Origin of the sequence: Rhizobium sp. NFACC06-2 (assembly GCF_900101425.1) — a bacterium.
GTDB classification, from domain to species: domain Bacteria; phylum Pseudomonadota; class Alphaproteobacteria; order Rhizobiales; family Rhizobiaceae; genus Agrobacterium; species Agrobacterium leguminum.
In genome coordinates this window covers 41,447-63,801 of sequence record NZ_FMVA01000010.1, presented here as the reverse complement: position 1 = coordinate 63,801, position 22,355 = coordinate 41,447, and the positions used below count along the sequence as shown (strand labels likewise).

Genomic DNA, 22,355 nt, shown 5'->3' with positions numbered 1-22,355 from the left:
AGTTCCCATTCTGGCTTTTTGCCTTTCTCCAGAACATGTCCCCATCCCGGCGGGGTCGCGGACATGCCCTGTCCCTTGATCTATGCAATCGCGGCGGAAATTCACCTGCACTCTGCGCGGCGTTTTCCCTATGCAGGCCTTCGGGCCACCCTCCATCGATCCCAACACCGACGGAGGAAATGAGCCGGGGGCCATGCCGTTTCCGCATCCGCCCGAAGGGGATGCGGAAGTCTTGCCATTTTTCACACCGGGCGTGAAAGCCTTAGCGGCTGAGCGGGATGACCTTGCGGCGCCAGTCCTGCGTGATCTGGTCACGAACCTTCGAGAGGCCGATCCAGTCGACCGGGATAACCTTGTCCATCGCCTTGACGACCGTGCGATCGCTGACATCGGGAGCCACCGTGGCCTTGGCGTTGGTCGGCGCATAATACATGGCGGCGGTGAAGGCGGCCTGGGCTTCCGGGCTCAGCGCGTAATCGATGAACTTGCGGGCCGCCTCGGACGACGGGCCGCCCTTGACGAGGTTGAGCGTATTGATCTGCAGGATCGTGCCTTCCTTCGGAAGAACGACCTTCATCTTACCCTTGGAACCATCGGCATTCACCTGGCTGCGGGCGTTCCAGCCCACGCCCAGCGACACCTGGCCATTGACCACAGTCGGATAGACTTCCGGCTTCGGTTCCCAGGTTTGGACGTTCGGCGCGACTTCCGCCATCGCATTGATGCCAGCGTCGATATTCTTGATGAAGTCGGTGCCGCCATTCATGTGGTCCATGATGATGGTCGTGCCGATACCGACGATGTCAGGAGCGCTCAGCATGGCGATCTTGCCCTTGAAGGCGCTGTCTTTCAGGGCATTCCAGCTGTCCGGCGCGGTCTTGATTGCATCGGTGTTATAGATGAGAACGAGGTTGTCGAAGGTCACGCCGACACCGGCGACGCCTTCGAAGCGGGCGTTCGGATAGAGGTCGGCAACGTTCTTGGTAACGCTTTCATCGACCTTGTCGAACAGGCCTTCATCCGTGCCGGTCTTGGCGACGGAGACGTCCATCAGCGCGATATCGGATTGCGGAGCAGCTTTCTGGGCGCGCAGCGAGCCGAGCATGGCGGCGGAACCCTGCTGCGGGAAATAGTCGACCTTGATATCCGGGTTGGCGGCCATGAAAGGCTCGATGACGGCCTTGGTGTAACGTTCCTGGAAAAGGCCGCTATAGCCAAGGAACGTCACGGTCTGCTGGGCGTGCGCCGGCATGGCGGCCGCGCCGAGCATGAGAATCCCACTCAGAAGTATCGATTTCTTCATTGTCCTGTTCTCCTCTATTGTTATTGGGAGTGGCGAACGGATCCGCCACCCGAAAGATTGTGTCAGGCGCTCAGCTTCGCCTGGACGAATTTGTTGGCGCCGGAAATATCCGGCAGCTTCTCGCCGTTGCGCAGGCGTTCCAGAAGCACGATCTCGGCTTCCTGCATGCCGATGGCGCGTTCCGCCATGGCACGGGCCTGGCTCGGATGAAGGGCGACAACGCCGCTTTCGTCGCACAGGATCGCATCGCCCGGATTGATCATCTGGCCGCCGACGCTGATCGGAACGTTGATCGCGCCTTCCAGACCAAGGATCTTGGTGGTGATCGGCGACGGGCCGCGGCACCACATGGGCATGTCGACCTTGGTGAACTCCGAGAAATCGGTCGCCGGGCCATCGACGACACCGGCTTTGACGCCGGCCATCTTCATGGTGTTGGTGATGACACCGCCCCAGCAGGCGTGGCGCGTATCACCACAACGGTCGATGAGAACGATATCGCCCGGACGCACGAGTTGCGTCAGGTAGTGGAGCATGGTCGAATCCGCATTCGGGATGCGCAGCGTGACGGCGGTGCCCGCCACGCGCTTGCCCGGAAGAACGGCCCGGATTTCAGGATCGACGAAACCGGAATGAAGCACATGGCCGATCGTAGCGACTTCGACCTTTTCAAGAAGCTCGATGATGTCGGCGCCGATCTGTTCCGGCATGGGGTTGACGATAAACATTGGGTCTTTCTCCGATCAGAGAACGTGGTGGTTCGCCACCGGCACGTTGGCGCGCACCTTGGCCGAATAGTCGAAGTCGAGAGCGGCGCCCGCAGTCCCGACGGTGTCGGAGCATTGCGCGACGATGTGACCCCACGGATCGATGACCATGGAATGACCCCAGCAGGCCTTCTTGCCGCCCGCATGGGTGCCGATCTGGCCGACAGCGAGGAAATAGGTCTGGGTTTCGACAGCGCGGGCGCGGGCCAGCACTTCCCAATGGTCCTTGCCGGTCATCAGCGTGAAAGCGGCCGGCAGAACGATGACATCTGCACCCTTGTCCCGCAGGGCGCGGAACAGTTCCGGGAAGCGGATATCGTAGCAGATGCCGCAGCCGACCGTCCTGTCGCCAACCTTGTAGGTCACGACCTCTTCGCCACGGGCAACGGAATCGGATTCACGGTAGCTAATGCCGTTCGGCGTATCGACGTCGAACAGGTGAATTTTACGGTAACGGGCGACCTGTTTGCCGTCCGTGCCGAAAACGAGCGTCGAATTGTAAAAGCGGTTGCCTTCCTTCTCGACGATGGAACCGGCATGCAGCGTGATCGCGTGTTTTCTGGCCAGATCCGAAAGCAGCGAGTAAATCTCGCCGCCGGGAAATTCTTCCCCGCTCTCATGCATTTCCTGAGGATTATCTCCAAGAAATGCGAAGTATTCTGGAAGAACAACAAGGTCAGGACTATCCGCCTTGACTGCCTTCTCAATTAAATCGGCAGCAACCTTGAGGTTTTCTGCCTTGTCGTTCTGGGTATTCATTTGAACAAGTGAGACTTTCACGTTGCTCTCCTCTCATGTTGCGAGGAGAATTAAGAACGGGAACTGTTTTCCTGACAAACGGAAAAACTCTATCGAAACCCATAAGGTAAGCTTATAGATTAATCATTTTGCGTTGCAGCATAAAATTTAAGCTGCGGCCGTCATCCATTGCGTGGTGGTTTCACTGACGATTTCCGTCGCCATGTCGGCAATGGCACGGGCAAGCGCATTGTCGCCGCGCTCCTGATAAACCGTGTGGAAGGTAAGAGGCGGCACCGCCGGTGTGATGTCGAGAATACGCGCTTCGCCCGATTTGATGATGCCGTCCACCAAAACGCGCGGCAAGGCGCCCACCCCGACAGCCGTGGCCACAAGGCGCGTCATGATCGACAGCGAATTGGAATTGTAGATGCGGCTGTCGGACAGTCCGTGGGAATCGAGAAGCGCCCGCAACGCCTGATGCGGCTGCGAGCCGGTCGAGAAGGTAAGCAGCGGAAAATGCGCTATATCTTCAAGCGTCACACCGGTTTCCGGCAGCGGCAATTCCACCGCACCGACCCAACAGGATTCGAAGGTGCAGAGCGGTGAATTATAAATATCCGCAGCCATGATCGGCCCCATGATGAAACCGACATCCACCTCGCCGTTCTGAATGCGCTGCGAGAGTTTCAGACTGGTATCGATGGTCAGATCGAGGCTGACACCGGGATATTGTTCGTTCACACGGCGGATGAGCAGCGGGAGCCAGGCATAGACGATGGTATCGGCGGCACCGATCCGCACCGTACCCCTCAGCGCCTCGCGGTTACTGACGATCTGCCGGAACTCGCCGGTGAGGTTGACGATCTTTTCGGCATGTTGCAGCGCCAGACGGCCGGCGGGCGTGAGGTTGACGCAGCGCACATCGCGCGTGAACAGCACGACACCAAGCTCCCGCTCCAATGCGGCAATCCGGTTGGATACCGATGCTTGCGTTGTGTGCAAACGTTCCGCGGCTGCCGAAAAGCTGCTCAATCGGGCAGCCCAGAGAAAAGTTTCGAGGAATCGCGTATTCATGGGCTCAATCTTCTCGCATGGCTCCGCGATCCAGCTCCAAGTCTCTGGCTTCGTCTTGCCCTTGGCCTTTGTGGTTCAAGGGGCAGTATGTCCGATGCGCGCGCCCATAGGCAAGCGATCAAAGCCGACGCCTCCCTTTCTGAAGTGATTGCGCCGGCCTCGTTTCCAGGGCGGGAGAATAGTCTTGAGGCGACGGGATGACGGGAGCCCACAGACGCCCGCCATCCCTGCCCGGTTCTTAGTGACCGCCCTGTGTGCCTGCTCGACATACTGATCGAGTGTTTTGACCACGGCCCGGCGACGGCCTCCCGTACCAATGCCGGGGGAAGCCCCCCCGGCCGCCACCTGACCGGCACGTTTTCAGAGCCGCACGCGCTCTATCCGTCACTCAGCAATGGGCTTCGGGAGAACAAGGTCGCCGACGGTGTATGTGTGAAACTCGCTGCTGGAGACGGTGTCCAGTTTCCGGAATTTTTCGACGAATTGCGGATCGGAAAAGAACTCGTCGACATTGCCGGTTCCCTGAATGGCCTCGACATTGACGACCGTTTCTCCGTCGGTGCTTTTCGCAAGGCTGCTCCAGAGAAACCCTTCTTTTCGTTCCGCAACATAGTGAACGACATCCTGAATAATGGCGAAGGCTTCGTCCTGCTTTCCCGGATGGGCATGAATGACGTTGACAACGAAGGTCGTGGGAGCGGGAGAGCCCGCAAAAGCTGCGCTGGGTTTCGTTTCCATGAGTTGTCTCCATTTGAAGCTCGGGCCATTTCGGCGGCGGCGACATCTGGATATCGGAAGCAAAATAGCGGATAAACGAGCTGCTATTCTTAACATACCGGACGAAAATTCCTTAATTGCGGCATCATGGACAAGCTTGGAACACTCGGCATATTCATTCAGGTGACGGAAGCGGGAAGCTTCGTGGCCGCCGGGCATCGCCTCGGCATCTCGGGATCCGCCGTCGGAAAAGCTATTGCGCGTCTGGAGGAGGAGCTGGGCGTAAGGCTGTTCAATCGCTCGACGCGCAGCATGGCCCTGACGGAGGACGGAAGTTTTTTCCTCGATACATGCCGACGCATCCAGTCCGAATATGAGACCGTGCAGGCACAGCTATCGAGATCGCAGGCGGTCCCGCGCGGACAGCTTCGCGTGAGCCTGCCGCTGGCAGGCATGCTTCTGATGCCGACGATATCCGCCTTCATGGAGGCATATCCCGAAATCAGCCTCGACCTCGATTTTACCGATCGTCTGGTTGATGTCATCGAGGAGGGATTCGACGCCGTCATCCGAACGGGAGAGATCAGGGACACACGGCTGATGAGCCGCAAGCTCGGCACGTTCAGACACAGTATCGTGGCGGCGCCTGATTACCTCGAGGCCCATGGACGCCCTGAGATTCCGGAAGATCTTGTCCGGCACCGCTGCCTTCACCATCGCTTCGCCAATTCCGGAAAGCTCGAGCCTTGGCCACTGGTTCGCGAAGGGCGGGAAATCAGGATCGATCTGCCGGTCGCTACCGTTGCGAGCACGCTGGAACCCCTGATCTACCTTGCAGAACGATCATTCGGAATAACATGCCTGCCCTCATTCGCCGTGGCGTCCGAAGTTGCTCAGGGGAAACTGGCATCGCTGCTGGACGACTATATGGCAGATACAGGCACCTTCCGTGTCCTCTGGCCGACCAATCGATATCTTTCTCCAAAAGTCAGAGCATTTGTAGACTACATGGCCGCCAATCTTTTCGCCCGGTGATCTTACCGACGGCAAAGGGCATGGAGAACCACACGAGCTCCCCATGCGATTTTGAATTGCAGGACGATGATCGGGTTGATCCGGCGCTGCCGCGCCAGACCGGGAGCATCGTTCAGCGTGCCGCGACCTTTTCCTGCAAAAGCCGGATGGCAAGATGCTGGAGCAGAATGATCGTCTTGGCATCGCGAATATCGCCCTGGCCGATCATCCGCATCGCCTCGGGCAAGGCGATTTCCAGCACGTCGATATCTTCGCCCTCGTCCGCTGAACCACCACCTGCCCCGACCTTATGTTTCTCGGCATATTCGCCGGAGAAAAAGGCCAGATATTCCGTGACCGATCCGGGACTCATATAGATATCGAACAAATGCGTAAGTTCGGAAACCTCATAACCGGTTTCCTCCATCAATTCCGCACGCATCCGCGTTGCCGGGTCAGCACCCTCCAGCAGCCCCGCCGGTGTCTCGATCAACGATTCCAGACCGCCATTCAAAAGCACCGGCAACCGGAACTGACGGGTCAGAAGGACAGTGTCGCTTGCCGGATTGTACAGCAGGCATGTTGCACCGTTACCACGATCATATGCCTCCCGGGTCTGCCTTTGCCAGCTTCCATCCCTCAGCCTGAGCTCATACTCATACTTGGTCAGCCGCCCCCAATCATCTGCCAATACGCGTTCGGAAATAGGGCGGTACACATTACCATTCATCAAGTCACCTCGTTTTCATCTGTCTTTTCAAAGGCCGTGCAACCGGCCTTCGACATGCGTGCGCGTTTCGCCGCCAACCCATATCTGGCCGGCATCATCGCGCGTCAGGTATATGCGGCCCCGGCGGCCAAGACTCGTCCCCTGCGCCGCGACATAGTCTTCACCAGCCACACCCGTCGCGAACAACCATTGCGCCAAAGACGCGTTGAGGCTTCCGGTAACGGGATCTTCGACGATGACGCCGAGATGATCGCTGAAGAAGGCGCGAACTTCAAATGCGGTTTCGCCGCCTTCCGCGTGAGGACCAACCACACCGATATCGATGTGGCGGGACCAACTGCGGGCCGGCTTGATGCCAAGCACCTTTTCGGCCGATGCGAGCCTGATTCCGAGCCAGCCGGGGCCATTGTCGACCCAGGCGGCATCGATGATATCGCGAGCCTCGATCCCCAGGAGCTGGCGCGCCTCTTCCAGTTCGACCGGCGTCGGTGCGCCGGAACGGATCAGCGGCGGAGCGGCAAAACAAAGTCGTCCATGCGAGCGCCGGATCGTGACGAGCCCCGCGCCGCATTCCTGAACGATAGCGGCTTCATTGCTGGGCATGCCATTGGCGGAGAGCCAGGCATGACAGCTGCCCAGTGTGGGATGCCCGGCAAAGGGCAACTCCCTGTCCAGCGAGAATATCCTGACCCGGTAGTCAGCCTGCGGGTGGGTGGGCCGCAGCAGGAAGGTGGTTTCGGAGAGGTTGAACCATCGCGTCAATCGCTGCATTTCATCCGTCGATAAAACATCGGCACCGCTGACGACCGCCAGCGGATTGCCGGAAAACGGCCCGGAGCCGAATACATCAATCATATGGATCTCGAAGGTCATGACACGGTTCTTTCGGTTGGGATCGATTGGCAATGGGGACGGGTCGGCCTGTCAATTCTGCCAGAGAAGCAATTTCAGCCCCGCGGCGGCAAATACCGCAGAAAGTACGGATTCGATCCAGCGCCGAAATCTGGTATAGAGCGCAATCATCGAGGCGGTGGAAAAGAGAATTGCATAGCTTCCGAACACGATGATGCCGAGAAGGGCGCAGCCGCCAATGATCGCCGGCAACATGCCCGCGGGCGCGTCCTCGCGAAATCCCAGCGACATGATCGCTATCCAGGCCATGATCGCCTTCGGGTTTCCGATATGCATGAGGAGACCCTGCCGGTAGAGCGCCCGATAGGGCGGCGTCGCACGCCCGGTATTCGTCCCGGCAAGGTCGGAGACCGGCTTCAGGGCCGACCGGCCCGCTCGAAAGGCCAGATACAGCAGGTAAATGCCGCCCAATATCTTGATGATGAAAAGCGCCTGGGCATAGGCCGCCAGCACGGCGGACATGCCCGTCGCCGCAAGGATCGCCCAGAAGAGTGAGCCGCTGATGACACCGGCCGCCAAAGCAAGGGCGGGCAGCCGGCCGTCACGCATCGCCGTGCCCATGATCGCCATGTTGCTCGGCCCCGGGCTGGCGGTGGCGACGATATAGGTGCCGTAGACGAGGGCGATCTGGCTGACGATCATTCCGATTTTCTCCGCAAACAGGACACCTCTCCAAGCACTATTGCTGGAGATCTCCGCGATGAACGATGTGGACCTTGTTGCCATCAGGGTCACGCAGATAGGCGCCAAAATAGCCGTCTCCGTAATGCGGGCGTGGCCCCGGACCTCCTTCATCCGTGCCGCCATGCGCAAGGCCGCCGGCATGGGCCGTCTCCACCGCCTCTTTCGACAATGCCAGAAAGGCGACCATGCCGCCGTTGCCAACCGTGGCCGGCTCGCCGTTGAAAGGGCGATAGACATAAAACCGGGGCAACGGGGAGTGTGCTCCTATCCAGCAAAGCGCCGCAGGCCCGCCATCCGGGGCAACGACCCGCTGCGTCAGACCGAGCGGGGCAAGCACGGCATCGTAGAAGTGTTCCGCCCGCTCAAGATCACGCGTTCCGACGGTCACATGGCTGAACATTCGATCCTCCAGGCACGCCGCATGATCGCCGCCCGCCGTAAAGTGTGGATTTCAATCAGCCTCGTCATAGCCTATGTTACACTTGCTGTTTATTGAAATAGTGTAACGTGACACTTTTATCGAAGGTATGATCGTGCTGCTGCAATCCGCCTGGACTCCCCGTCTTGCAGACATTGAGGCGAATGCCGCAGAGCGGCTGGTGCTTGCGCTTGCCGATGACATCATCGAGGGGCGGCTGACGGGCGGCGACCGTCTGCCCGCCCATCGCGATCTCGCATGGAAACTGGGGGTGGGGCTTGGCACGGTGACAAAAGCCTATTCAGTTCTCGAACGGCGCGGGCTGACACGCAGCGTCAAGGGACGGGGAACATTCGTGGCGCTTCAGGAGGCGCACAAGGATGGGCAGTTCGACCTCTCCTCCAATGCGCCGCCGGCCACGCTTAATGCCCGCATTCTGGCCAGAACGCTAACGGGGATCGCCCGCAGGATCGATGCGGATCACATCAATCTTTACGCCCCGCCCGCCGGACATCTGGAACACCGCCGCATTCTGGCCCACTGGCTCGAAACGCTGGGCCTGACCGTCGATCCGTCACATCTGGTGCTGACAAGCGGCGCCCGCCAGGCGCTGGCCCTGGCCTTCGATCTCGCCTGCGGCCCGAAGGGTCTGCTCCTGACCGAACGGATCACCTATCCCGGCGCGATCGCACTGGCCCGGCGTAAAGGATACCGGATGCAGGGCGTTGAAATCGATGCCGAAGGCATGGTGCCGGAAGCGCTTGCCGCAGCGCTCGCCGGCACGACGTCGCGTGACGGCACAGCAGTATATCTGACGCCGACGCTGCATAATCCGACAACCGTCACCATGGGCGCAGCGCGGCGGCAGATCATTGCGGATATTTGCCGCCGGGCGGGCGTATGGATCATCGAGGACGGTGTTTATGCAGCATCGGCCGAGGCCTTGCCGCCGCTCGCCTCATTGGCTCCTGAAATCTCGTTTCATGTGAACGGGCTCTCCAAGTCCCTTGGTCCCGGCCTGCAGATCGGCGTGCTTGCATTGCCGGAAGGGCTGCACGACACCGCCGAAGACCTTCTGCAGGACATGCCGATGGCCCCATCCACACTCTCCTGCGCGGTGGTTGGAGATTGGCTCACCTCCGGCATCATCTCGTCAATCCAGCGGGACTTGCGCCATGAGGCCCGACGGCGCTCCAGCCTGGCTGTTTCACTGCTCGGCACGAACCAGCTTGGCTCGCATCCCGATGCATACAACGTCTGGCTGCCGATGGAACGCGACGCCGCCAATCGTTTCGCATTCGCCGCTGCGGCGATGCGTATCAAGTTGACCCCTCCCGAATCCATGCTGGTGAATCCCGACGATCCGGCGAGCGGTATTCGGCTCTGTCTCGGCGGCCCGTCATTCGACGATCTCACGGAGGCGCTGAGGCTTCTGGCGGGGCTGCTGAAGCGTTGGCCTTGAGGCCACCGGCAAATAAACGACAATACGAAAATTGCATGGAAGCGACCGTATATGATGAGTGATCACCCGCTTGTGCCGGACCAGAATGCGTGGAACCCCTGGAGCCCTGCCGAACTGTCCCAGCGACTGGACGGCGTATCGCGGCCATGGTGCGTTGTCGGCGGCTGGGCTCTCGACCTGTGGCAGGGGAGCAAGACGCGCGAACATGACGATCTCGAATTCACCGTCCTGCGCGAAGATCTGAGTATTTTTCGCCGGAAACTGGGTGACATGGAGTTCTATACCGTCAACGATGGCACTATCGAACCGCTGCCGGCGGACCAGCACCCGGCTCCCGAGATTTTTCAAATATGGTGCTTCGATCGCCCTGCCGGGTGCTGGCGCGCCGATATGATGATCGAGCCGGGGACGAATGACACGTGGGTTTACAAGAGAAATCCGGAAGTAACGCGGCCTCGGATCGAAATGGTGTCGCTGACCGCAGACGGCATCCCTTATCTCAATCCCGCCGCCGTGCTTCTGTTCAAGGCAAAGCACAGGCGCCCCAAGGACGAGAACGATTTCGCAAGCGCCCAGCCAAAGCTATCTCTTTCGGAACGCCTCTGGCTGCGAGAATGCCTTGACCGCCTGCACCCGGCTCACGACTGGGTGCGGGCGCTGCGCCTCCCGTAAGCCCGCTTGCAGTTAAACGGTTCGCGAAACGCCAAAAGCGCCTCATTTTACGACTTTGATCGCCCAATGTTTAGTCAAACATCGCAGGCGCATCTGTTTTATGCAGCGGCACCTATCTAAACGGATAGGTACTGCGCTTTCAAACCAGCCATACTACCCACCCAAAAGAGTGAAGCCCCTATTCGCCTAAGCTCTTTCGTCCGGCGGCAAGCCGATGCACCGTAAGGCATCGGAACAAGCGGCGCAGTCACCGGAGGCTCGGCAAGCGTCGGATACGCAGCTTCAGGCCTGGTTTTGCCCGCATATGCAAGTCGTTGCGGTGCTGAAGGAGATATCGAGAATGCGTGACATCCATGTTCGTGTCGTATCCCCCATCGTAACGCGCGGCTTTCGCAAGCTGGCGGATCTCAAGGCGCTGGAATATCCCGGCATCAGCCTTTCCCACGCCGAAATAGCCACCGGGCCGGGCTCGATCGAAAGCGAGTTCGAGGCGGCGATGTCCGTTCCCGGCACCCTGCTTGAAATAGCGCGCGCCGAACGTGACGGCGTCGATGCCGTCATCATCGATTGCATGGGCGATCCCGGCCTGCGCCCGGCCCGGGAGATTTCCGGCATGGTCGTTCTCGGGCCATGCCAAACCGGCATGCATGTTGCTTCCATGCTGGGACACAAATTCTCCGTCATCACCGTCATGCGCCGCCTGATCCCGTCTTTTGAAAACACCGCCGCCCTTAGTGGCCTTTCCAGTAAGCTGGCCTCGGTGCGCAGTGTCGATATTCCCGTGCTGGAGCTCGAAACGGACCTTGCCGCCACCGCCCGCCGCCTCGTCGAGGAAGGCAGGAAGGCGGTGGAGGAAGACGGCGCGGAAGCCCTGATCTTCGGCTGCACCGGCCTGATGGGATGCGCCGCCGGCCTGCATGAAGGGCTGCTTGCCGAGGGCATCGACGTTCCCGTCGTCGATCCCATCCCGACAGCCGTTTCCATTGCCGCCGGCCTCGTCCGCGCCGGCCTTTCCCAGAGCAAGACGACCTATCCGGCACCGCCGGAAAAGGAATTGATCGGCTACGACGCACTGCACAGGGCCATGTTGCCGCAAGCGGCCGAATGACGGGGGACCACGCAACATGGCGGTATCCGCAATGACGACAACGGACAAGCAGATGGACGGCCTGCCCCTCGCTCAGGTTCCGCCGGCGCGAAAACGCTTCGATGACGGTTTCGGCTTCTGGCTGCTCCTGCTGCCCGCCCTGATTTTTTTCATCGCCTTTTTCGTCGTGCCCACCGCCTCGCTTTTCGCCCTCGCCTTCAACAAATCGGTGGCCGGCGTCATCACATTGTCGAGCGCAATCACCTTCGACAATTTCGTGCGCATATTCACCCGCGCCATCTATTACGAGGCCATCTTGCGTTCCGTCGGCATTGCCGCCGTGGTGGCGCTCGTCTGCCTGGTGCTTGGATATCCGCTTGCCTATGTCATCGCCAAAACGGTCAATCCCGGCCGTAACACCCTGCTGATGATCCTCGTATTATCGTCCATGCAGCTCGACATGGTCATCCGGCTCTATGGGCTGATGGTACTTCTCGGCGATAACGGTCTCATCAACGGCGCGCTCATCCGAATGGGCATCGTTTCGCAGCCGCTGCCGCTGATGTACAACATCTTCGGCGTCGTGGTCGGGCTGGTGCAAATCACGCTGCCTTTCATGATCTTGTCATTGATCGGCATCATCAAATCCATCCATCCGGCGCTGGAAGAAGCAGCCAGATCGCTTGGCGCCTCCCGCATGCGAGCCTTCTTCTCCATCGTGCTGCCGCTTTCCATGCCGGGAATTCTGGCGGGCACGTTGCTGGTCTTCGCACTCGCCATTTCATCCTATGTTGTGCCGGCGCTGATGGGCGGCTGGAAGGTCATGGTCATGCCGATCCACATCTACCAGCAGGTGGCGGAAACCGGGCGCTGGCAATTCGGCGCGGCAATCGCCGTGGTGCTCTTCGTCACCAGCCTGATGGCGATCGCCGTCTATCACCGCGCTGCCATGCGCACCACGGGAGGGCGCAGCTGATGCGTGAAGAATCATCCATTCCGCTTGTTTTCAGGCTTCTGTCGGTCCTGACGCTGACGGTTTTGCTGGTCCCCGTCATCATCGTCATCCTGTCCGGGCTGAACGCCGGCGACTACCTGACCTTTCCGCCTCAGGGTTTTTCGTTGCGCTGGATCTATGCCTTCCTGACCTCGCCGACCTTCCTTTCGGCCTATGGCGTTTCCTTCCTCGTTGCCGGCATCTCGACAGCGATTTCGACGGTACTAGGCACCATGGCCGCCCTTTTCCTGACGCGCTCCTCCGGCCGGCTTGTCGCACCTTTGCGCGCCTTTTTCATGATGCCCATCGTCCTGCCGGGGGTGGTGCTTGGCCTTGCGCTCTATGTGTTTTACGTCACCACCGGCATCGGGCTGGCGCGGAGCATGGCGGGCCTGATCGTCGGCCATGTCATCGTCACCTGCCCCTTCGTCATCGCCACGGTCACCGCAGCACTCGTCGGCTTCGACCGCAGCCTGGAAGAGGCGGCGCGCTCGCTCGGAGCCTCTCCCTTCACCGCTTTCCGCCTCGTGACGCTGAAGATCATTTCGCCGGCCATCTCGGCGGGCACCATCTTCGCCTTCATCATTTCCTTCGGCCAGTTCGAGGTGACGCTGTTTCTCTCGACGCCAAACCTGCAGACGCTGCCGATGGCGATGTATGTGGCGCTGCGCTACGCCTTCGAACCCACCGCGGCTGCGGCAGGCATCTTCGCCATCCTTCTCGTCGTCGTCTCGATGGTGGCAACCTCCAGGCTCATCAATTTGAAGCGCATTTTCGGCGGCTAGGGCTCCGCCGGACATTCAATGAAATACCCGTATCCATAGATTCAAAAACAAGGGGAACATGGACATGACAGGAATGACATTCGATCCCGGCCGCCGCAGGCTCCTCAAGATGGGTGCCGCAGCGGCAACCTTGCCGCTCTTCAACATCAACCATGCCTTCTCGCAGGATGTGACCTATGACGGTTCCGTTTTCGATGCCGGCGGCGCGGTGTTGCGGGTAGGCGAATGGGGCGGCCCCTGGGGCGAACTGGTGCACAAATATCTGCTGACCGACTTCGCGAAAGACTTCAACTGCAAGATCGAATATGATTCCACCTGGCCGTGGTTTCCGAAATTCGTCGCCAACGGGCCGAAGAAACCGCCGCTCGACATCACCAATTGGAACCTGCCGGAAATGTTCAAGACGGCGGCGGCGGGCGATTTCTTCCACACGATCGCCGAAATCCTTCCCAATGTGCCGAACGGCAAAAATCTCTGGCCCTTCGCCACCTCGAACGGCGTCGGCGTCACCTGGGCCTTCAACCAGTATGTGCATGCCTATCGCACCGACCTCGTCACGCCGCCGCCGACCAGCTTCAAGGACATGTGGAAGCCGGAATTCGCCGGCAAGCGCGGCACCTACATCACCTCCAACACGCTGCAGATGGACTTCTTCCTCGTCGCCTGCTCGCTGTTCGGCAAGGATCAGTATGATCTCGATGCCGGTTACAAGGCGATGAAGGAATTGATGCCCGCCAAGATTTCGGATTTCACCGGCAACATGCAGACGCTGATGGATCGCGGTGAAGTGGTCATGGCGGTACAGAGCGACGCCGAACCGATGCAGGCCCGCGACAAGGGCGCTCCCTTCGCCGTGATGTACTGGAAGGAACTTCAGCCGATCCTCACCCAGACCTACACGGTCAGCCGCTATTCCGAGCCGACCCAGAAGAAGCTTGCCTATGCGCTTCTCAACCGTGCGCTGGAGCCGTCCTTCATGACCAATATGGGCAAGGAATTCTACCTGCGCCCCACCGTCTCCAACGCCGTCCTGCCGGACAATCTCGTCAAGGCCGGCATCGTCAACAGCGCCGACGCCACCAAGGATTTCTGGCTGCCGGACTGGAAGGCCTATCTCGAAAACGAAGACGATATCGTCGAGACCGTGAACGAAATCTTCGCGGGCTGACCCTCGCACCCGCAGAACGTCGTGGCCGGCCCCGCCGGCCACGCCCCAGAGGGAAAGGACAACGGAAGCCGATGTCGGATATTCAACTAAAAAGCCTCGTCAAATCCTATGGCGACAATGTCGCGGTCGCGGGCATCGATCTGCACATAGAGCAGGGCGAATTCTTCTCGCTGCTGGGACCTTCCGGCTGCGGCAAGTCGACGACATTGCGCATGATCGCCGGCTTCATCCGCCCATCATCGGGGCAGATTCTGATCGGATCGGATGATGTCACCCATCTGCCGCCCGAAAAGCGCGACATCGGCATCGTCTTCCAGAACTATGCGATTTTTCCGCATATGAGCGTGGCGGAAAACATCGCCTTCGGCCTGAAGCTGCGCAAGAAATCCAGGGAGGAAATCGACAGCTCCGTCGCCTTCGCGTTACGCCAGGTCGGGCTGATGGGATATGAAAACCGCTATCAGCGCCAGCTCTCCGGCGGGCAGCAGCAGCGTGTGGCCCTTGCCCGCGTGCTGGTCACCGAACCGCGCATCCTGCTTCTTGACGAACCGCTTTCCGCGCTCGACAAATCGCTGAGGGAGGAGATGAAATACTGGATCAAGGACCTGCAGAAGAAGCTCGGCATCACTACCGTTTACGTGACTCACGATCAGGATGAGGCGCTCACCATGTCCGACCGCATCGGCGTGATGCAGAAAGCCAAAGTTGAGCAGGTGGGCACGCCGCAGGAAATCTATGAAAGGCCGAAGACGCTTTTTGTCACCACCTTCATCGGCCAGTCCAACGTCATCGATGCCACGGTGAGAGGTCGCGAAGGCGAAAGACTCGCGGTCCGCTTCGGCGACAGCACGGCGCTGACCCGGCTTCCATCCGACAATTTTGCCGAAGGCAAGGCCGTCAAGCTGGTGGTCAGGCCGGAGAACATCATCATCGGCGAGGCCGGCACCGGCCTTGCGGCAACCGTCGTTTCGGAAACCTATCAGGGCGCCCTTGTCCGTTACCATCTTTCGGTCGGCGGGCAGGATATCGTCGCCGAGCGGCAGAACCAGTCCCATCTCGCCAGGCTGTCGCCCGGACAGGCGATCGGCGTGACGTGGGACCCGGAACGATCCGAAGTGCTGGTGGCCTGAGGCCCGGCACCGGAACCAGAAAATCGGGAAAGGATGCAATGTGCGGCGACCGGCCGCGCAGGCGCCCTTCCCTTGTCAATCGACAGGAGAAAGACATGCGTATTGGCATTGATGTGGGTGGCACGAATACCGACGCCGCCCTTATGGATGGGGCAGCGGTCATCGGCGCCTGCAAAAGCCCGACAACGGCCGATGTCGGCTCGGGCATCGTGGCGGTGCTGAAAAAGCTTCTCGGCATGACGGGCGCATCCGTCTCGCAAATTCAGGCGGTGATGATCGGCACGACCCATTTCACCAATGCCGTGGTCGAGCGCAAGCGCCTGCTGGAAGTCGCCGCCATCCGCCTCGGCCTGCCGGCCACCAAGGGCCTGCCGCCGCTGACCGACTGGCCGAAGGACTTGGCCGACACGCTTGGCCGCCACACATTCATGCTGCGCGGCGGACATGAATTCGACGGGCGCACCATCGCGCCTCTCGATGAAAAGGGATTGATGGAGGTTGCCGCCACCGTGCGCGAACGCGGCCTGAAGACGGCGGCCATCACCTCGGTTTTTTCGCCGGTCACGCCGGAAATGGAGCTTCGCGCCGCCGAAATCCTGCGCGACGCGGTTCCCGACATCGCCATCTCGCTCAGCCATGAAATCGGCAGGGTGGGTTTCCTTGAGCGTGAAAACGCCTCGATCATGAATGCCTCGCTGGCCGAGCTCTCCCGTAAGGTTGTCTCCTCCTTCCGCAGCGCGCTGAAGGAACTGGACATCAAGGCGCCCTTTTTCATCAGCCAGAACGACGGAACATTGATGTCTCCCGACTATGTGGAGCGTTATCCCGTCCTCACCTTCGCCTCCGGCCCCACCAATTCCATGCGTGGTGCTGCCATGCTGGCGGGCGTCAAGGAAGCCATGGTGGTGGATATTGGGGGCACGACATCGGATGTCGGCATGCTCGTTCACGGTTTTCCGCGAGAATCGGCGGTTGCGGTCGATATTGGCGGTGTGCGCACCAATTTCCGCATGCCGGACGTGCTGGCCATCGGGCTTGGCGGCGGCTCGCTGGTGCGTGACGAAGGTGCGCGCATCGGTCCCGATTCCGTCGGTTACGAGATCACCAGCAAGGCGCTGGTTTTCGGCGGCGATACGCTGACAACCACGGATATCGTCGTGGCGGCCGGTCTGGAGGATATTGGCGACCGCTCCCGCGTTGCGGATATTCCCGCAAAAACCATCGAAACCGCACTGGACACCATGCACCGCATGGTCGATGAGGCCGTGGACCGCATGAAGACCAGCGCCGATCCGCTCCCCGTCATTCTGGTGGGTGGCGGCTCCATTCTGGTGTCGCGCGATCTTCCTTCGGCATCGAAAGTCTTGAGGCCACAAAACGCCTCTGTCGCCAACGCCATCGGTGCGGCCATCGCGCAGGTGGGCGGCGAGGTGGACCGCATCTTCTCGCTGGAAGGCACCTCGCGCGACGCCGTTCTGGCAAGCGCCAAGGCCGAGGCTTCTGAACGGGCGGTAAAGGCGGGAGCGACTGCAGCCTCCGTCAAGATCATGGATATCGAGGAAGTGCCGCTTGCCTATCTGCCCGGCAGCGCCACCCGCATCCGCGTCAAGGCGGTCGGCGACCTGGTGATCGGTTGAGGGCATGGCGATGAAACTCACACGCGAACATCTTGCCGATCTCGCCGTCGGCGCGGCTTTTCTCGGAACCGGCGGCGGCGGCGATCCCTATGTCGGGCGCATGATGGTGCAGCAATGCCTGGACGAAGGCTGCGAGGTCGAGTTGATCGACCCCAGTGAATTGCCTGATGACAGTCTCGTCATCCCGACAGCCATGATGGGTGCGCCGACCGTGCTGGTGGAGAAAATCCCGTCTGGCGAAGAGGCCATCTTCTCGCTCCGTCGCCTTGAGAAAAGGCTCGGCAAAAAAGCCGGCTACACCATGCCCATCGAGATAGGCGGCATCAATTCCACCATTCCGCTGGTCGTCGGCGCCCGGCTCGGTCTGCCCATCGTCGATGCCGACGGCATGGGTCGCGCCTTTCCGTTTCTGGAAATGGAGACATTCGGCGTTTACGGCATATCCGGCTCCCCGATGGCGGTCAGTAACGAATGGGGCGATTGTGCGCTGATCGAAGCCGTCGATAACAGGCAGATGGAATGGCTCTCCCGCGCTGTCGCCATTCGCATGGGCGGCTGCGCCTATATTGCGGAATATGCCATGAGCGGCGCGGAGGTGAAGCGCACGGCAATTCCCAATACGCTGACACTGGCGATCCACATCGGCAAGGTGTTGCGCAAGGCGCAGGAGGACCACATCAATCCCATCGAGGCGCTTCTCGGTTTCCTGCCATCCACGCTTTACCGTTACGGTCGCGTCATCTTTCAGGGAAAGATCGTCGATGTGATGCGCGAAACCAAAGCCGGCTTCACCATCGGCCGCGCCCGCATCGAGGCCATCGCGCCATTCACGTCGCAGATGGAAATCGAAATCCAGAACGAGAACCTGATAGCCAGGCAGGATGGCAGGGTAAAGGCCATTGTGCCGGACCTGATCTCGATCATGAACACGGAAACCGCCGAGCCAATCACCAGCGAAAACCTGCGTTACGGCCAGCGCGTCACCGTTGTCGCCGTCTCGGTACCCGAGATCATGCGCACCCCGGAAGCGCTCAACGTCTTCGGACCGGCCTGCTTTGGCCTGAAGGAACCCTTTACCTCGATCGAGGAGATCGACTGACATGGCAATCATCACGGAGCAGGACATAGACGATCTGGCCGTCGGCGCGGCCGTTCTCGGCACCGGCGGCGGCGGCGATCCCTATATCGGCAAGCTTCTGGCCAAGGCCGCCATCGAAAAATACGGACCGGTGGACCTGATCGCGCTCGACGCGGTGCCCGATGGTGCAGCCGTCGTCGCCTGCGGCGCGATGGGAGCGCCCACCATCCTCATCGAAAAGATTCCCTCCGGCGAAGAGGGCGATCTTGCGCTTGAGACCTATGAGGATCACACCGGCATCGATGTCGGCGCCATCATTCCCTTCGAGGCGGGCGGCATCAATTCCATGATACCCATCGTGCTGGCGGCCAAAAAGCGTGTGCCCGTCATCGATGCGGACGGCATGGGCCGCGCCTTCCCGCAGCTTGAAATGGAAACCTTCAACGTCTACGGCGTGCCGGCAAGCCCGGTGGCGGTGGCGGACGAACGCGGCAACCGCGTACTGATCGAGACCGAAGACGCCGCCAAGGCCGAGTGGCTGGCCCGCGGCGTGACCATCCGCATGGGCGGGCAGGCCTATATCGTCAATTACGGCATGGATGGCGAGACGGCAAAACGCGTTTCGGTGCCGGCCACCATGTCGCTTGCCATCGGCATTGGCCGGACCCTGCGCGAGGCGGCCGCAGAACATCTCGACCCGGTCCGGGCGCTTGTCGATTTTTTTGCGGGTACGCATTACGGCCATGCCGAAATCATCACCTCCGGCAAGGTTTGCGATGTCGCCCGCAAGGAGGAAAACGGCTGGTCGGTGGGGACCGCCACCATCGAACCCTTCGACGCCTCGAAACCGAAGGTCAAAATCCGCATCCAGAACGAAAATCTCGTCGCCGAGGAAGAAGGCGGACGCGTGCTGGCGATCGTCCCCGATCTCATCACCGTGCTCGACATCGACACGGCCGAAGCCATCACCACAGAGAGGCTGCGTTATGGTCAGCGCGTAAACGTGCTTGCCGTGCGTGTGCCGCCCATCATGCGCACGCCGGAAGCGCTTGCCGTCTTCGGTCCCGCCGCCTTCGGCCTGCCGCAAGCCTACCGGCCACTCGGCTCTTGACGAACGCCCGGCATCAGGCGCTGATAATGCCCTGCCCTTTTCGGATGTCATTCCGGCCGGGGCCGGTCGTTCAGTGACGAAAGAGGACCGATGCCAAGCCGTGTCTTGCGTGAAAAGCCGTTGCATGCCGTAAGAACATTTACCGGCGCCGGATTGCGCTTCAGCCCGCCGCGCATGCTTTTTTCAGGCATCGAAAGACCCTATCTGCTCTCCAAGCTGGCCGCAGGGCTTTCCAGACAGATCGTCGTTCTTCGCGCCCCGCCCGGTTTCGGCAAGACCGCCCTGATGAAAGCGGCCTATGAGCGTCTGGTGGACGGCACCCTCACTTTGCCGGGCATGCGCGATACCGCGGTTTCCCACTGTTCCTGGCTCAACGCGTCCGGCATTGCGTCGCCTGAGCGTTTCGTCGGTGAATTGCGTCAATCGCTTGGCCTTGCCGCAATGGCGGACACGCAGGATGCGATGACGGACGCCATGGAAGCGGTGGCGCGGCGTGAGGGCCTGACCATTCTTTTCATCGACAATGTCGACGAAATCGACACCGGCAGCCGATACCGGCTTCTGGAGCAGCTCATTCTTTCCGCGCCCGATACGCTCCGCATCGCCTGCTCGTCCTGTTCTCCCGCGCAATTGCCGCTTGCCCGGCTGAAGGCACGCGGGGTATTGACGGAGGTGACCGCGCGAGAGCTCGAATTCGGGCGATCCGACCTGCGGCGGCTGCTGGCCCGTGGCGCGATGGTGGCGCTTGTCGATCCCCTGATGGAAATCACCCGCGGCTGGCCCGCGCTGGCGCAACTCGCCACCGGCATCGTGACCGGAGGCCCGACGGAAGAAGAGCGGCGCCTGTTGCTCGCCGGGACCCATGCCGATCTGATGGACTACACGCGCGAAACCGTTATCAACCGGCTTTCTCCGGCGCTCCTGTCCACCCTGCGCCGATTGTCGCCTTTCTCGGAATTTCGTCTTGATCTCGCATCCGACCTCGGTTTGCCCAGCTTGACGGAAGAGGATCTGGCCATGCTGGAGGCCATGCATCCCATTATCGAAAACGGGCCAAATGGCTGGCTCTCCCTGCACCCCGTGCTTCGCACCTCCCTCGAACGGGACACCGCCTTCGTTTCGGAAACGGAAAAGAAGGCGTTGCATCGCCAGGCCGCCCTCTGGTTTGCAACCCGCGCCCACCTGGAACGCGCCGTTTCCCACGCCGCCCAGAGCGGCGATTTTCATATGGCGGAAGAAATCATCGGCAAGGCCGGCGGCGTCGATATTTTCCTGCGGGCCGGGCATCAGGTGCTGGAGCACCTGATCGATAATTTTCCGCCGGAAATCCTGCATGCATCGCCCGGCCTGATGGTCTGTTATGCCGTGGTGCTCTCCAAGCGCGGCAATGCGGCGGCCGGGCGCGAACGGCTCGATATTCTGAAAGAAAACGGCGAATGGTCCGCTGCCGCACTTGCTGCCGTCGACCGTAGCGTCCTCGACCATATCGACAGCCTGATCGATGTTTATGAAGACCGCCGCATGAGCCCTGCAGAGGCGCAACGGCTGGAACGGGCCGCCGCCGCCCTGCCGCCGCATGCCACGTGGGAACTCGCCTGGCTCTTCAACCACCTCTGCATCATTTACACCCGGACCGGCGAGCTTGAGGAGGCGCGGCGGGCGGCGCTGAAGGCGCTCGGATATTATCGCGAGGAGAAAACGCCCTATGCACAGGTCTTCATGCTCATCCACCTCGGCCTCGTCAGCACGCTGACCGGTGAATTTTCCGCCGCACTGCAATTTTGCCGGGAGGCCGAAGAACTGGTGGAACGGGTGCATTGGACGGACCGGAACCTGCTCGCCATCGTCCGCCTCGCGACCGCCGACGTGCTTTATCAGCAGGGTGAAGTGCTTCATGTCGAGCAGACGCTGACGGAATGCGTGGAGCCGCTGATACGCGGCGAAAGCTGGGTCGACCTTTTCATGCGCCTGTTCTGGCTGCTGGCCCGCAGCCGTCTTCAGGTCAGCGGCTTCGACGCCGCCGCTGCCGCAATCGACAAGGCTGAGGAAGTGGCCGTGGAGCGCAACCTGCCCCGCCTGAAGACTGCGGCTGCGATCATGCGTGTCGATCTGCTTGTCAGGGCCGGCATGATCGAGTCGGCAACGCAGGCGATGGAACGGGTGGAAACCCTGAAACAGGCGGGCGGTGCCGGAAACTGGACCTGGCGCGAGGCCTATGATTTCGACATCGCCAGCGCCCGGTTTGCGCTTGCGCAGGGGCAGGCGCCGCAGGCATTGCTAAGGCTCGAAGCCCTGATCCTTTCCGCCAAGGCGTCCGGCCGCGCCTATCACCGTATGCTGGCCGAAATCATGGCGGTACAGGCATCGTGGAAAGCGGGCCGACAACAACAGGCCTTCGCCTATCTGCAATCGGCCATCGCCCTTGCCCGCGCTCACGAGGCGACGCAGCTCTTTACCGATGAGGGGCACGATCTTGCCACCACATTGCGCGCCATCGTGCGCCGTTTCGGGCTGAAGGTATTCAGCCCGAACGCGGTGGAATTCATGAGCCGGATCGTCGGCCACGGCCTTGGCCGCCAGCCACGCATGGTGATGCCGCTGGGCGGCAATGACGACGGTACAACACATGCCGCCGGACTGCTGAGCGGGCGGGAAACCACCGTTTTGAAACTTCTCTCCGAAGGCCGCAGCAACAAGGAAATGGCCCGCGATCTCGGCCTTTCGGAAGCGACCGTGAAATTCCACCTGAAGAACATCTATGCGAAGCTTGGCGTCAGCCGGCGCGGCATGGCTGTCTCCGTCAGCAAACACCTCAAGCTGACCGACCGCGAATGACGCCGACATCGATATGCGATGTCGGCCGGTTGACAT

General features: G+C 60.7%; 21 protein-coding genes. 12 read left to right on the top strand and 9 right to left on the bottom strand.

The features are described 5' to 3' along the window. Positions 1-262: 262 nt before the first annotated feature. The 5 genes from F3H58_RS17485 to F3H58_RS17465 all read right to left on the bottom strand — a co-directional run bounded on the left by F3H58_RS17485 (position 263) and on the right by F3H58_RS17465 (position 4,623). Positions 263-1,303, bottom strand: a complete 1,041-nt coding sequence (locus F3H58_RS17485; protein ID WP_142845637.1) for an ABC transporter substrate-binding protein — start codon at positions 1,301-1,303, stop codon at positions 263-265. Between the two features lie 62 nt (positions 1,304-1,365). Further along, positions 1,366-2,031, bottom strand: coding sequence for an RraA family protein (locus tag F3H58_RS17480; RefSeq protein WP_003521976.1), 666 nt, complete (start codon positions 2,029-2,031; stop codon positions 1,366-1,368). A 15-nt stretch (positions 2,032-2,046) separates the two neighbouring features. Beyond that, complete coding sequence (locus F3H58_RS17475) at positions 2,047-2,829, bottom strand: carbon-nitrogen hydrolase family protein (protein WP_286169727.1); 783 nt, start codon at positions 2,827-2,829, stop codon at positions 2,047-2,049. A gap of 147 nt (positions 2,830-2,976) precedes the next feature. Continuing rightward, positions 2,977-3,885, bottom strand: a complete 909-nt coding sequence (locus F3H58_RS17470; RefSeq protein WP_142845638.1) for a LysR family transcriptional regulator — start codon at positions 3,883-3,885, stop codon at positions 2,977-2,979. 384 nt (positions 3,886-4,269) lie between these two features. After that, complete coding sequence (locus F3H58_RS17465) at positions 4,270-4,623, bottom strand: antibiotic biosynthesis monooxygenase (protein ID WP_149743065.1); 354 nt, start codon at positions 4,621-4,623, stop codon at positions 4,270-4,272. A 126-nt stretch (positions 4,624-4,749) separates the two neighbouring features. On the opposite strand from F3H58_RS17465, the gene F3H58_RS17460 reads away from it, so the two are divergent. Then, entirely contained in the window at positions 4,750-5,637 is an 888-nt protein-coding gene (locus F3H58_RS17460; protein WP_149743064.1) for a LysR family transcriptional regulator, read from the top strand. Between the two features lie 112 nt (positions 5,638-5,749). Here F3H58_RS17460 and F3H58_RS17455 read toward each other — a convergent pair whose 3' ends face one another. The 4 genes from F3H58_RS17455 to F3H58_RS17440 are packed head-to-tail and all read right to left on the bottom strand — an operon-like array spanning position 5,750 to position 8,342. Continuing rightward, complete coding sequence (locus F3H58_RS17455) at positions 5,750-6,346, bottom strand: NUDIX domain-containing protein (RefSeq protein WP_149743063.1); 597 nt, start codon at positions 6,344-6,346, stop codon at positions 5,750-5,752. A 27-nt stretch (positions 6,347-6,373) separates the two neighbouring features. Next, a complete protein-coding gene (locus F3H58_RS17450; protein WP_149743062.1) occupies positions 6,374-7,219 on the bottom strand; it encodes a PhzF family phenazine biosynthesis protein in 846 nt (281 codons plus the stop codon). Positions 7,220-7,270: 51 nt separating this feature from the next. Beyond that, positions 7,271-7,900 carry a LysE family translocator gene (locus F3H58_RS17445; protein ID WP_149743061.1) on the bottom strand — a complete coding sequence of 210 codons (630 nt, stop codon included), beginning with the start codon at positions 7,898-7,900 and terminating at the stop codon, positions 7,271-7,273. Between the two features lie 37 nt (positions 7,901-7,937). Continuing rightward, positions 7,938-8,342: a VOC family protein gene (locus F3H58_RS17440; RefSeq protein ID WP_149743060.1), complete on the bottom strand. Its 405-nt coding sequence runs from the start codon at positions 8,340-8,342 to the stop codon at positions 7,938-7,940. 127 nt (positions 8,343-8,469) lie between these two features. Between F3H58_RS17440 and F3H58_RS17435 the strand changes: the two genes are divergently transcribed. The 11 genes from F3H58_RS17435 to F3H58_RS17385 all read left to right on the top strand — a co-directional run bounded on the left by F3H58_RS17435 (position 8,470) and on the right by F3H58_RS17385 (position 22,319). After that, positions 8,470-9,822, top strand: a complete 1,353-nt coding sequence (locus F3H58_RS17435; protein ID WP_188128970.1) for an aminotransferase-like domain-containing protein — start codon at positions 8,470-8,472, stop codon at positions 9,820-9,822. 51 nt (positions 9,823-9,873) lie between these two features. Then, positions 9,874-10,494: a nucleotidyltransferase domain-containing protein gene (locus F3H58_RS17430; RefSeq protein ID WP_149743058.1), complete on the top strand. Its 621-nt coding sequence runs from the start codon at positions 9,874-9,876 to the stop codon at positions 10,492-10,494. Between the two features lie 340 nt (positions 10,495-10,834). Next, positions 10,835-11,602 carry an aspartate/glutamate racemase family protein gene (locus F3H58_RS17425; protein WP_149743057.1) on the top strand — a complete coding sequence of 256 codons (768 nt, stop codon included), beginning with the start codon at positions 10,835-10,837 and terminating at the stop codon, positions 11,600-11,602. A 16-nt stretch (positions 11,603-11,618) separates the two neighbouring features. Continuing rightward, positions 11,619-12,557, top strand: coding sequence for an ABC transporter permease (locus F3H58_RS17420; protein ID WP_149743056.1), 939 nt, complete (start codon positions 11,619-11,621; stop codon positions 12,555-12,557). After that, positions 12,557-13,360 carry an ABC transporter permease gene (locus tag F3H58_RS17415; RefSeq protein WP_149743055.1) on the top strand — a complete coding sequence of 268 codons (804 nt, stop codon included), beginning with the start codon at positions 12,557-12,559 and terminating at the stop codon, positions 13,358-13,360. Before F3H58_RS17420 ends, F3H58_RS17415 begins: the two co-directional genes overlap by 1 nt. A 64-nt stretch (positions 13,361-13,424) precedes the next feature. Continuing rightward, positions 13,425-14,528 carry a type 2 periplasmic-binding domain-containing protein gene (locus F3H58_RS17410; RefSeq protein ID WP_286169694.1) on the top strand — a complete coding sequence of 368 codons (1,104 nt, stop codon included), beginning with the start codon at positions 13,425-13,427 and terminating at the stop codon, positions 14,526-14,528. A gap of 71 nt (positions 14,529-14,599) precedes the next feature. Then, positions 14,600-15,658 carry an ABC transporter ATP-binding protein gene (locus F3H58_RS17405; RefSeq protein WP_149743053.1) on the top strand — a complete coding sequence of 353 codons (1,059 nt, stop codon included), beginning with the start codon at positions 14,600-14,602 and terminating at the stop codon, positions 15,656-15,658. Positions 15,659-15,753: 95 nt separating this feature from the next. After that, positions 15,754-17,295: a hydantoinase/oxoprolinase N-terminal domain-containing protein gene (locus tag F3H58_RS17400; protein WP_149743052.1), complete on the top strand. Its 1,542-nt coding sequence runs from the start codon at positions 15,754-15,756 to the stop codon at positions 17,293-17,295. A 10-nt stretch (positions 17,296-17,305) separates the two neighbouring features. Then, positions 17,306-18,394, top strand: coding sequence for an S-methyl thiohydantoin desulfurase family protein (locus tag F3H58_RS17395; protein ID WP_149743051.1), 1,089 nt, complete (start codon positions 17,306-17,308; stop codon positions 18,392-18,394). Between the two features lies 1 nt (position 18,395). After that, positions 18,396-19,484: an S-methyl thiohydantoin desulfurase family protein gene (locus tag F3H58_RS17390; protein ID WP_149743050.1), complete on the top strand. Its 1,089-nt coding sequence runs from the start codon at positions 18,396-18,398 to the stop codon at positions 19,482-19,484. 90 nt (positions 19,485-19,574) lie between these two features. After that, complete coding sequence (locus F3H58_RS17385; protein WP_286169690.1) at positions 19,575-22,319, top strand: LuxR C-terminal-related transcriptional regulator; 2,745 nt, start codon at positions 19,575-19,577, stop codon at positions 22,317-22,319. The last annotated feature ends 36 nt before the right edge of the window (positions 22,320-22,355 follow it).